This window comes from Paraburkholderia sp. RL18-085-BIA-A (assembly GCF_046027075.1).
Classification (GTDB): Bacteria; Pseudomonadota; Gammaproteobacteria; order Burkholderiales; family Burkholderiaceae; genus Paraburkholderia.
Window position 1 is genome coordinate 137,816 of sequence record NZ_JARESU010000001.1, and the last position, 11,479, is coordinate 149,294.

At 64.4% G+C, this 11,479-nt stretch carries 9 protein-coding genes; 6 read left to right on the forward strand and 3 right to left on the reverse strand.

Annotated features, from left to right (window positions below; translation table 11 throughout):
* Nucleotides 1-148: 148 nt before the first annotated feature.
* Nucleotides 149-1,000: a serine O-acetyltransferase gene (gene cysE, locus P0D89_RS00615; protein ID WP_408356980.1), complete on the reverse strand. Its 852-nt coding sequence runs from the start codon at nt 998-1,000 to the stop codon at nt 149-151.
* Nucleotides 1,001-1,182: 182 nt separating this feature from the next.
* On the reverse strand, nt 1,183-2,010 hold the full coding sequence (locus P0D89_RS00620; RefSeq protein ID WP_408356982.1) for an RNA methyltransferase: 828 nt from the start codon (nt 2,008-2,010) through the stop codon (nt 1,183-1,185).
* Nucleotides 2,011-2,560: 550 nt separating this feature from the next.
* Here P0D89_RS00620 and P0D89_RS00625 point away from each other — a divergent pair.
* From P0D89_RS00625 to P0D89_RS00640, 4 genes are all read left to right on the forward strand, one after another.
* Nucleotides 2,561-3,364, forward strand: coding sequence for an inositol monophosphatase family protein (locus P0D89_RS00625; protein ID WP_408356984.1), 804 nt, complete (start codon nt 2,561-2,563; stop codon nt 3,362-3,364).
* Nucleotides 3,365-3,641: 277 nt separating this feature from the next.
* Nucleotides 3,642-4,940 carry a lysophospholipid transporter LplT gene (gene lplT, locus P0D89_RS00630; protein ID WP_408356986.1) on the forward strand — a complete coding sequence of 433 codons (1,299 nt, stop codon included), beginning with the start codon at nt 3,642-3,644 and terminating at the stop codon, nt 4,938-4,940.
* Nucleotides 4,941-5,100: 160 nt separating this feature from the next.
* Complete coding sequence (mutS, locus tag P0D89_RS00635; RefSeq protein WP_408356988.1) at nt 5,101-7,785, forward strand: DNA mismatch repair protein MutS; 2,685 nt, start codon at nt 5,101-5,103, stop codon at nt 7,783-7,785.
* Complete coding sequence (locus tag P0D89_RS00640) at nt 7,772-9,139, forward strand: hypothetical protein (protein ID WP_408356990.1); 1,368 nt, start codon at nt 7,772-7,774, stop codon at nt 9,137-9,139. The genes mutS and P0D89_RS00640 overlap by 14 nt, the downstream gene beginning before the upstream one ends.
* Here P0D89_RS00640 and P0D89_RS00645 read toward each other — a convergent pair.
* Complete coding sequence (locus P0D89_RS00645) at nt 9,119-9,658, reverse strand: FKBP-type peptidyl-prolyl cis-trans isomerase (RefSeq protein WP_149668217.1); 540 nt, start codon at nt 9,656-9,658, stop codon at nt 9,119-9,121. The genes P0D89_RS00640 and P0D89_RS00645 overlap by 21 nt on opposite strands.
* A 32-nt stretch (nt 9,659-9,690) precedes the next feature.
* On the opposite strand from P0D89_RS00645, the gene P0D89_RS00650 reads away from it, so the two are divergent.
* The gene (locus tag P0D89_RS00650; protein ID WP_408356992.1) at nt 9,691-10,941 is read left to right on the forward strand and encodes a JmjC domain-containing protein; all 1,251 of its coding nucleotides are present in this window, start codon (nt 9,691-9,693) and stop codon (nt 10,939-10,941) included.
* 232 nt (nt 10,942-11,173) lie between these two features.
* Nucleotides 11,174-11,449: a hypothetical protein gene (locus P0D89_RS00655; protein WP_230412894.1), complete on the forward strand. Its 276-nt coding sequence runs from the start codon at nt 11,174-11,176 to the stop codon at nt 11,447-11,449.
* The last annotated feature ends 30 nt before the right edge of the window (nt 11,450-11,479 follow it).

Here is an 11,479-nt window from a genome sequence, read left to right on the forward strand (position 1 = left end):
ATTGCATCAAACTGGCTTGCTTAACTCACACCTGCCTGACGCCCTCTTGCGCAAAACCGTCTTGTCGAAGTTGCGTCGTTAAAGCCCTTAGGATTGACACGGCCCCTCGAACGGGCCAGCGCTCAAAGCGCCAGCCCTAAGCCATCAACTAGCGCTCCGCCACAGCGCCTTCCACTTTCCCCGCAATCGCGGCCGACAGGCGTCGCAAGTCGAGCAGCGCCGCATCCGCACCTTGCAGACCTTCAAGACTCGTGCCCAACCGCTCCAGCGCGTCGACGATCTCATCGATACGCTTCGCTTGCGTGGCGGCATGATCGATCAGCCCGTGTATCGCCAGCGACACCGGGTCGTCCGCATTGGGCGTAATACCGTACGCGCAGAATTCGCTGCGTTGGGTCACGCGTTTCGCATCGCGCGAGGCGTCGCTTGAGCCGGCGTTGACGGCGGCCGCCGTCGCCATGACCGACGCAACCGAAGCTGCCGCCGCCGGCACGATGATCCGCGCCGGATTGCCCACCGCGGTGCCGCGTGCGGGCACCGGCTTGGTCACCACGGCGTTCGAGCCGATCTTCGCGTCCGCGCCGATCGTGAAGCCGCCGAGCACCTTTGCGCCCGCGCCCACGATCACCCCGCGTTCGAGCGTGGGGTGCCGCTTCGCGCCGCGCGTCAGCGACGTGCCACCGAGCGTCACACCTTGATAGATCGTGCAGTCGTCGCCGATCTGCGCGGTTTCGCCGATCACTACGCCCATACCGTGGTCGATGAATACGCGCCGCCCCACCGTCGCACCCGGATGAATTTCGATACCGGTCATGAAGCGCGCCATCTGCGAGATGAAGCGTGCGAGCCAGCGGCGCCGCGCCTGCCAGCACGCATGCGCGAGCCGGTGCAGCACGAGCGCGTGCAGGCCCGGATAACACGTGAGCACTTCCCACGCGCTGCGGGCGGCGGGATCGCGCTCGCGGATCGTGGCGATGTCTTCGCGAAGTCTCGTGAACATGGCAGGGACTGTGTTGTGGGGAGAAAAGACCGCTTGCGCGCAGTCGCGCATGACGGCGTGACTGCCGCATAGCATGGCGGCAGATTTGGTTAGAACGTTTCGAGGATTGTAGGTCGATTGCGCGAAACCTGCCGGAAGTCCACGCTGCCGGCAAGGTCGTCGTCATCGGATGAGGCTGCGGCTCAGGATGCGTCGTCGCCGGTTCGCTTCGCCTTCAGGAGGATGTGCTTGGCGATGCCGCGCACGATGTTCACTTCCTCGCGCTCGAGCCCTGAACGTGCAAAGAGCCGCCGCAGGCGCGACATCAACTTCTTCGGATTGGCCGGATCGAGAAAGTCGATCGCTACGAGCGCGCTCTCCAGATGCCTGAACATGCTTTCGATCTCGTCGCTCGCCGCGCGCGCGCCGAACGGCTCGCCTTGCGCCGCGGGCGCCGAAAGTGCCGAGGCCACCGCGTCATCCGCCGACAGATACATCGTACGCAACTCGTACGCCAACACCTGCACGGCCTGCGCCAGATTGAGCGAGCTATAGGCCGGATTGGCCGGAATATGCGCTAGCGCGCTGCAGCGCTCCACGTCCTCATTCGACAGGCCCGTGCGTTCGTTGCCGAACACCAGCGCGATCTCGCCGTGCACCGCCTGCTCATGCGCGGCCGCGGCCGCGGCGCGCGGCGTCCATTGCGGCGGACCGTATTCGCGCAGCCGCGCGGTCAGCGCGATCGACCAATGCACGCCTTTCAACGCGTCGGCGAGCGTGGGCACGACGTGCGCGGACGCGAGCACGTCGTCGGCGCCGCTCGCCATCGCGATCGCTTCCGGATCGCTCTGCACGTGCGGTACGCGCGGCGACACCAGCACGAGCCGCGAGAACCCCATGGTTTTCAGCGCGCGCGCCGCCGCGCCGACGTTGCCCGGATGACTGGGCTCGACGAGCACGAAGCGGGTCGAAGTGAAGCCGCCGCGCAGTTCGGCCACGGCGGGATCGGAAGAATGGTGCGGGTGGTCCACGATGGAATTCTGCAAGCTAAAGACGGGTATGGTAGCGCCAACCGCGTGTGGGTTCCGAATTGCCGGTGCTTCGCGTGTCGTTTCCCGCTGCGTCTTGCTGCGGATCACGCGTGAATACCGGCGCAATTTGCAGCGGGCAATTGCGGCGGATTCGCGCCATAGGGCGGCCTCTATGAAGCCACGCGGTTGCCGGTTTGGCGTCATCTGACGGCCACGTGGTTGACGCCATGCCGCTGCCCCATGGTGACCCTGCAAGAGCCACGTCACGGCACCATCGGATCCACACCACGCCCAATTATCCCCCCGGGCCGCGAACGCTGCCGCGTCGCCCGGACTCAGGTAAAATACTGATATTCGCGCCCGGCTTCAGCCCCTGCTCAGCCGGGCGCCTTGTTCTTATTCAATTCGTCTCCGTCGGCGGAATGCGCACCGGTCCTGCGCCGGGCGGGCGTTCCGTGCTGTTTTCGCGCCTCTTTGGGCGCCAGTCGGCGCATTAGCGCTCATTTACCGGCCAGCAGCCGTGCTGCCCCGGCACAAAGGATCCAGTCTCATGCATCCCATGCTCAATATCGCTGTGAAGGCCGCGCGCCGCGCAGCCCAGATCATCAACCGCGCGTCGCTCGACCTCGATCTGCTCCAGGTCAGCAAGAAGCAGCACAACGATTTCGTCACGGAGGTCGACAAAGCGTCTGAAGCGGCGATCATCGACACGCTGAAGACCGCCTACCCCGATCACGCGATCCTCGCCGAAGAATCCGGCAAGTCGGACAACGACTCGGAATACCAGTGGATCATCGATCCGCTCGACGGCACCACCAACTTCATCCACGGCTTCCCGTACTACTGCGTGTCGATCGCGCTCGCGCACAAGGGCACCGTGACGCAGGCGGTGGTCTACGACCCGACCCGCAATGACTTGTACACCGCGTCGCGCGGCCGCGGCGCATTCCTGAACGATCGCCGCATCCGCGTGGCCAAGCGCGACCGTCTGGCCGACGGCCTGATCGGCACCGGCTTCCCGTTCCGCGAAACGGACGGCCTCGAAGCCTATGGCCGCCAGTTCGCCGAAATGACCGTCGCCTGCGCGGGTCTGCGCCGCCCGGGCGCAGCCGCGCTCGATCTGGCGAACGTCGCCGCCGGCCGCATGGACGGCTTCTTCGAGCAGGGCCTTAATCCGTGGGACGTCGCCGCGGGCAGCCTGCTGATCACGGAAGCCGGCGGCCTCGTCGGCAACTACACGGGCGACTCGGACTTCCTGCACGTGGGTGAGATCGTCGCGGGCAACCCGAAGATTTACGCGCAGATGATCCCGGTCCTGTCGCGCTACAGCCGCACGCGCGAGCAATCGGCTTGAGGCTGGCTGACGTCGAGTCAGTCTGAGCCGGTCCCGGGTCGGCCTCGATCCGGCCCATGCGGCGGTATGCGGAACAAGGAAGCGGCTTCGGCCGCTTTTTTGTTGGCGGCTCTGCATCGCGGGGACGTTCGTGCTACAAAGCGGGATGCCGCGCCGGCGCGCTGCTTCGCCCGGCTGCGTTTCGCGCGGTTCTCGCTGCGCCTTCACATGCGCGCGTTTTCGGGCTCGGCCCGCGACCGCCCCGCTCCCGATTCGCGCGCAGCTTCCCATCCGCTTCATGAAAAAAGGCTTCTACACAATCATCGCGGCGCAGTTCATTTCGTCGCTCGCGGACAATGCACTGTTGATTGCCGCCATCGCATTGCTCTCCGTGATTCGCTCGGCCGCCTGGGTCACGCCACTGCTGCAGATTTTCTTTACTGTCTCATACGTGCTGCTCGCACCGTTCGTCGGCGCGTTCGCCGACTCGATGCAAAAGCGCCACGTGATGCTCATCTCCAACGCGCTGAAGGCGAGCGGCTGTCTGATGATGATCGCTGGCGTCCACCCGATGATCGCCTACGGCGTGGTCGGCTTCGGCGCGGCCGCGTATTCGCCCGCCAAGTACGGCATCCTCACCGAACTGCTGCCCGCCGAAAAGCTCGTCAAGGCGAACGCGTGGCTCGAATCGGCGACGGTGCTGTCGACCATCGTCGGCACGATGGTGGGCGGCGCGCTGATCAGCAGCTTCGCCGATAGATTCGTCGCACACGCGCATCTGCCGCTGATCCGCTCGTCGGCCGATCTGGCGATGTTCGCGGTGATGGTCACCTACGCGATCGCCGCCGCGATCAACATCTTCATTCCCGATACCGGCGCGCGTTATCCGAATCGTCTGTCAGAACCGAAGAAACTGGTCGGCGACTTCTACCACTGCTTCAACGTGCTGTGGGCCGACAAGCTCGCGCAGATCGCGCTGTGGGTGACGACGCTGATGTGGGGCGGCGCAGTGACGCTGCAATTGCTGGTGCTCAAATGGGCGAACGTCAACCTCGGGCTGTCGCTGTCGAAGGCGGCGGTGATGCAAGGGGTGACAGGGCTCGGCATCGCGGTCGGCGCGGCCGCGGCAGCCGCGCTGATCCCGTTGCGCAAATCGCTGCGGGTGTTGCCGGTCGGCATTCTGACCGGCGCGGTGGCGATCGCGGTGGCCTTCTACAACAAGGATCTGTTTCCGGCGGGCGCGGGTATCCGGATCGGCTCGTACGTCGCGCCGATCTACATCCTGCTCGCGTATCCGCTGATGATTCTGCTCGGCGCGCTGTCGGGCTTTTTCATCGTGCCGATGAACGCGCTTCTCCAGCATCGCGGTGCGACGCTGCTGTCGGCCGGCCATTCAATCGCGGTGCAGAATTTCAACCAGAATCTCGCGGTGCTGCTGATGCTCGGCGTGTACGCGCTGCTGCTCACCGCGAAGATGCCGGCGCAATGGATCATCGTCGTGTTCGGCAGCTTCATCACGTTCATGATGTGGCTCGCGAAACGGCGCAGCGCGGTGAACGAGCGCACGGTGAACATGCGGGCGATGATCGAGGAATGACCGCTCGCCGCCGACGGATGCGGCGCGTTTGAGCGAACGCGACGATCGACGCGGCGGCCATCAGGTCAACTCTGCGGATCGGCCATCCGGCCAGGGTCCACTCGTGGCGCCGGCGGGTTAAACTCACGCCCTGAACAGCTAACGCAAGAAGACACCGAGGATGGGCATTCAAACCGCAGCGGCCAACGACGTCGCACAACACACGCCGATGATGCAGCAATACCTTCGCATCAAAGCGGAGCATCCGGGCACGCTAGTGTTCTACCGGATGGGCGACTTCTACGAACTCTTTTTCGAAGATGCGGAAAAAGCCGCGCGCCTGCTCGATCTGACGCTCACGCAACGCGGCGCATCCGGCGGCAATCCGATCAAGATGGCGGGTGTGCCGCATCACGCGGTCGAACAATATCTGGCCAAGCTGGTGAAGCTCGGCGAATCCGTCGCGATTTGCGAGCAGATCGGCGACCCGGCTACATCGAAAGGCCCGGTCGAGCGCAAGGTGGTGCGGGTGGTCACACCGGGCACGCTGACGGACGCCGCACTGCTGTCCGACAAGAACGACGTTTATCTGCTGGCCATGTGCGTCGCGCACAACCGGCGCGGCGTTGCGACCAGCGTCGGCCTCGCGTGGCTGAATCTGGCGAGCGGCGCGCTGCGCCTCGCTGAAGTCGCCCCCGACCAGGTGGCGGCGGCGCTCGAACGCATTCGTCCCGCGGAAATTCTGGTCGCCGACACCGGCGCCGATTCGGCAAGCTGGACGCCGCCCGTCAACGCGGGCGCGCTCACGCGCGTGCCGGTCTGGCACTTCGATATCGCGTCGGGCACGCAACGCCTGTGCGATCAACTGGAAGTGGCGGGGCTCGACGGCTTCGGCGCGCATTCGCTGACTTGCGCGTGCGGCGCGGCCGGCGCGTTGCTGCTGTATGCGGCGGCCACGCAAGGCCAGCAATTGCGCCACGTGCGCAGCCTGAAGGTCGAGTACGAATCCGAATATATCGGCCTCGACCCCGCCACGCGCCGCAACCTCGAACTCACCGAAACGCTGCGCGGCACCGAATCGCCCACGCTGTGTTCGTTGCTCGATACCTGCTGCACAACCATGGGCAGCCGGTTGCTGCGTCACTGGCTGCATCATCCGCCGCGCGACGCCGCGGTGGCGCAAGCGCGTCAGCAGGCCATCGGCGCGTTGCTCGATGCGCCACCGGGCGCCGACGTCGACACGCTGCGCGGCGCGTTGCGGCAGATCTCGGACATCGAACGGATCACTGGGCGTCTCGCGCTGCTGTCGGCGCGGCCGCGCGACCTGTCGAGCCTGCGCGACACGTTCATCGCGCTGCCCGAATTGCGCACGCTGCTTGCAGCCGTGTCGTCCAACGCGGATTCGCTGGCACGTATCGACGCGTCGCTGGAGCCGCCGCAAGCCTGCGTCGAACTGCTCAGCCGTGCGGTCGCGCAGGAGCCCGCGGCGATGGTGCGCGACGGTGGCGTGATCGCGCGAGGCTACGACGCGGAACTCGACGAACTGCGCGATATTTCGGAGAACTGCGGACAGTTCCTGATCGACCTCGAAACGCGCGAGCGCGCACGCACGGGCATCGGCAATCTGCGCGTCGAGTACAACAAAGTGCACGGCTTCTATATCGAAGTCACGCGCGGCCAGACCGACAAGGTGCCCGACGACTATCGCCGCCGTCAGACGCTGAAGAACGCCGAGCGCTACATCACGCCGGAGCTGAAAACCTTCGAGGACAAGGCGCTGTCCGCGCAGGAACGCGCGCTCGCACGCGAACGTTCGCTGTACGATGCGTTGCTGCAATCGCTGCTGCCGTTTATTCCGGAGTGCCAGCGGGTCGCGTCGGCGCTTGCCGAACTCGACCTGCTCGCCGCGTTCGCCGAACGCGCCCGTGCGCTCGACTGGGTTGCGCCCACGTTCTCGCGCGACACCGGCATCGAGATCGAACAGGGCCGGCACCCGGTTGTCGAGGCGCAGGTCGAGCAGTTCATCGCCAACGACTGCACGCTCACGCCCGAGCGCAAGCTACTGCTGATCACCGGCCCCAACATGGGCGGTAAATCGACCTTCATGCGGCAGACCGCGCTGATCGCACTGCTCGCGTATGTGGGCAGCTACGTGCCGGCGCGGCGCGCGGCGTTCGGGCCGATCGACCGCATCTTCACGCGGATCGGCGCGGCCGACGACCTGGCCGGCGGGCGCTCCACCTTCATGGTCGAAATGACCGAAGCCGCCGCGATCCTGAACGACGCGACGCCGCAGAGTCTCGTGCTGATGGATGAAATCGGCCGCGGCACGTCGACCTTCGACGGGCTCGCGCTGGCGTGGGCAATCGCGCGGCATCTGCTCGCGCACAACGGCTGCCACACGCTGTTCGCCACGCACTACTTCGAACTGACGCAATTGCCGACGGAGTTTCCGCACGCGGCCAACGTGCACCTGTCGGCGGTCGAGCATGGGCACGGCATCGTGTTCCTGCATGCGGTCAACGAAGGCCCGGCCAATCAGAGCTACGGCCTGCAGGTCGCGCAACTGGCCGGCGTGCCGAACGCGGTGATTCGTGCGGCGCGCAAACATCTCGCGCATCTCGAACAGCAATCGGCCGCGCAACCCGCGCCGCAACTCGACCTGTTTTCCGCGCCCGTGCCGATGGCCCAGGACGCGGACGACGAGCGCGATGCCGGGTCCGATGCGGCAGTGGCATCACCCGCGATGCAGGCGCTCGTCGAGCGTTTGCGCGGCATTGATCCAAACGATTTGCGGCCGCGCGAAGCACTCGATCTGTTGTACGAACTGCACGAACTGGCCGCCGCGCCGGATGCGGATCATTGACGCCCGTCGCCCTCTCCAGCGTCCGCGCCGACTTCGCGCGGCGCTGACTGTCGCCTTCTCGCTCACCGGCGGTCCGGGGTGGCTCGCGGCACTGTCCGCTGCATTTTTTACGTTCGCAACGCCCGCCAACGCCGCGGCACCGCGCTTCACCTTCGCAGTGATCGCCAACACGATGCACAGCGCCGCCGACGAAGCCGCCACGCAACGGCTGATCGAGGCGATCGGCCGCGAGCGCGACGTGTCGTTCATCGTCTACAACGGCAATCTGAAGGGATCAAAGGAAGCCTGCCGCGACGCGCTCTACGAGCGCCGCCAGGCACTGCTCGAGACTTCGCGGCCTCCACTTTTCTTCATTCCGGGCCAGCATGACTGGGTCGACTGCGGCACGGCAGAGGCTGGTGGCTTCGACCCGGTCGAGCGGCTCGACCTGCTGCGTCAAACGCTGTTCGCAGACCCCACGTCGATGGGCCAGAACCCGATCGCGCTGACGCGGGAAAGCGAAGTCTCGCGCTTTCGTCCCTTTCGCGAAAATGTGCGCTGGCAAGCGGGCGACATCGTGTTCGTCGGGCTCAACGCACCCAGCCCGAACAATCATTACCTGACCGCGGGCGGGCGCAACGGCGAATTCGAAGATCGGGTCATCGCCAACGCTTTCTGGCTCGAACACGCCGGCGAATTCGCGAAACGGCGCGACGCGCGCGCAATCGTCGTGTTCATTCAGGGCGACTTCGATCCGGAGCGTTATGAACGGCCCGACCGCTTCGCGTGGCTGCGCTTTGCGCACAGCCCACGCCGCGACGGTTTCCTGGAATTCAAGCGCAGCCTCGTCAAGCTCGCGCAGATTTTCCACGGGCCCGTGCTGGTGATTCATGGCGACGACGAAGCCGCGAGCGGCGGCTTCGTGATCGATCAGCCGCTACGCAATGACAAAGGGATGCTGGTGACGAATCTCACGCGCGTCGCGATTGCACCGCATGATCGTCTTAACCAGTGGATTCAGATTGATGCGGAACTCGGCAGGAAACCGCCGTTCCGTGTGAGCGTGCGGGATGTGCCGAAACAGATGCCGATGCCTACCGCGCAACCCGTGCCGCAACGCGAGGAGCCGGCTGCATCGATGCCGGCTGTGCCGGCACTCGGACCCGCATCGGAATTGCCGCCGCTGTTGCAAACGCCCGGAGAGCCGCAACCGGATCAGCAACCGCGCATACCGGCCGACCAGGGCGGCGGGGCATACGGGCCGCCACTGTCGGCGCCGCCCGCTTCGGCCACGGCACCGCGCACGCCGGGCGCTGCTTCAGGCCTCAGCGTACCGGGCGGCGTGCCGGCAAGTTCAGTGCAGAGTGGGCCCTGACTTGTCGTCGTCTTCCTCGTCGTCTTCGTCGAGGATTTCAAGGCCGTCGGCGCCGTGCGCGTGCTCGTGCTGGATTTCGTCTTCCGTAGCCGGGCGCACGTCTTTCACCGTCAGCGCGAAACGCAACGCCATGCCGGCGAGCGGATGATTGCCGTCGAGCACGACTTTGTCTTCCGCGACGTCGGTGACCACGTAGACCAGCGAATCGAGGTCCTCGTCGCCTTCCTCCGGCGTGCCCTCGAATTGCATGCCGACTTCGAGCGGTTCCGGGAAACGATCGCGCGGCTCGATCTTCACGAGATCGGGGTCGTACTCGCCGAACGCGTCTTGCGGTTCAAGCTGAATCTGAGTCTCGAAGCCGGCCTCGTGACCGTCGAGCTCTTCCTCGATCTTGGGGAACGTGCCATCATAGCCGCCGTGCAGATAGACCATCGGCTCGTCGCTTTCTTCAATCAGGTTGCCCTGCGCATCCGATAGCTTGTAAGCGACCGACACGACGGTGTTCTTTGCGATTTTCATTCGATTCTCCAGAATACAACTCACATTATACGATGCCCAAGCGGCCCACTGACCACCCGGCCGATGCAGCTTCGGCACGGAAATCGTCGCCGGCTTCGGAGCCGGCGCGTCCCGTTCTCCCACCCTCGCCTGATACGCCGACCGCGTTGCTCGGCAACTTGACCCCGTCGCAATTCATGCGCCGGTATTGGCAAAAAAAACCGCTGCTGATCCGCCAGGCCGTTCCGGACATCGAGTCACCGCTGTCGCGCGACGAATTTTTCGAGCTGGCCGATCAGGACGAAGTCGAAGCACGCCTGATCACCCACTTCCGCAACAAATGGCAGCTCGAGCACGGACCATTCGCGACCGACGAGCTGCCATCGGTAAAGCAGCGCGCATGGACGCTGCTCGTGCAGGGCGCGGACCTGCACGACGACCGCGCACGTGCGTTGCTGGACCGCTTCCGCTTCGTGCCCGACGCGCGCCTTGACGACCTGATGATCTCGTATGCAACCGACGGTGGTGGCGTAGGCCCCCACTTCGATTCCTACGATGTGTTTCTTTTGCAAGTAAAAGGCAAACGGCGCTGGCGCATCAGCGGGCAGAAAGATCTGACCTTGCAAGCCGGTTTGCCTTTGAAAGTTTTACAGAACTTCGAGCCGGAACAGGAATGGCTGCTCGAACCCGGCGACATGCTGTATCTGCCGCCGCATATCGCCCATGACGGCATCGCGGAAGGCGAATGCATGACCTGCTCGATCGGCTTTCGCGCCCCTTCGGCCAGCGAGCTGACTGCGCAGTTCCTCTACCATCTGGCCGAACGCGGCGAGTCCGCGGGCAAGCCGGGCGCGCTTTACCGCGATCCGCAGCAGCCCGCCGTCGACCGTCCGGCCGAGCTGCCCGCGGCTCTCGTGGAGAAGGTTGGCGCAATCCTTGCTAGCATCAAATGGAAAGATCAGGATATTGCGTCGTTTCTCGGCACGTATCTGAGCGAGCCAAAGCCGAGCGTGGTATTCGATCCGCCGTCGAGGCCGCTCAACGAAGCCCGTTTTATCGGTCAGGCATCAAAGTCCGGCCTGCGACTGGACCGCAAGACCAGTTTGTTGTACAACCGCCGTTTTTTCTTCGTAAATGGAGAAGAAATGCCGTTGGGTGGCGCGCAAAAGTGGTTATTTGATCTCGCCGATCGGCGGTGTATGAGTGCGAAACGCTTTGTAACACTCTCACACGATTCGTCGGTGACAGCACTGCTACACGAGTGGTATTGTGCGGGCTGGATACAAGTGGGCGAGCTTGCGTAACTCTGCCTGCCTGCTATACCGTACAGTGAAATTTTGTATGAGAAAGACAACGTATTGACCCCGGATTTATCGACTGTCAGTACGAAAGTGCATATAATTTCCGCCCAAGCCGTAGGGAAGATTCTAGCTCGTCGAAAGAGCGTCTCCACCAGCGGCCCAGGTCGGTGTTGGAGCACATTACCGGTTTTATTTTGCGCTGTTGCTTACCTTTAAACCATAAAAGGACGTGATCATGAAGAAATCCCTCCTCGTAGCATCCCTGTTGGCAGCTGTGGCACTGGCTGCATGCAACAAGAGCAACGACCAAGCCGCTGCCCCGGCTAGCGACGCAGCTGCTGCTTCGGCACCGGCTGCTGCAGCTTCGGACGCGGCTACGGCTGCTTCGGGTGCCGCTGCTGCTGCGAGCGATGCTGCTGCTTCGGCTACGGCTGCTGCTTCGGACGCAGGCGCTGCTGCTTCGGACGCTGCTGCTTCGGCAGCTGCTCCGGCTTCGGGCGCAAGCCAGTAAGCTGTCGCATAGGGCTCGCCTCTGGGCGAA

Bases quoted from the DNA above. Each gene is read 5' to 3' on its own strand.
- P0D89_RS00625 (WP_408356984.1), top strand. From the start codon at position 2,561: ATGCATCCCATGCTCAATATCGCTGTGAAGGCCGCGCGCCGCGCAGCC.
- mutS (WP_408356988.1), top strand. From the start codon at position 5,101: ATGGGCATTCAAACCGCAGCGGCCAACGACGTCGCACAACACACGCCG.
- P0D89_RS00640 (WP_408356990.1), top strand. From the start codon at position 7,772: ATGCGGATCATTGACGCCCGTCGCCCTCTCCAGCGTCCGCGCCGACTT.
- lplT (WP_408356986.1), top strand. From the start codon at position 3,642: ATGAAAAAAGGCTTCTACACAATCATCGCGGCGCAGTTCATTTCGTCG.
- cysE (WP_408356980.1), bottom strand. From the start codon at position 1,000: ATGTTCACGAGACTTCGCGAAGACATCGCCACGATCCGCGAGCGCGAT.
- P0D89_RS00645 (WP_149668217.1), bottom strand. From the start codon at position 9,658: ATGAAAATCGCAAAGAACACCGTCGTGTCGGTCGCTTACAAGCTATCG.
- P0D89_RS00655 (WP_230412894.1), top strand. From the start codon at position 11,174: ATGAAGAAATCCCTCCTCGTAGCATCCCTGTTGGCAGCTGTGGCACTG.
- P0D89_RS00650 (WP_408356992.1), top strand. From the start codon at position 9,691: ATGCCCAAGCGGCCCACTGACCACCCGGCCGATGCAGCTTCGGCACGG.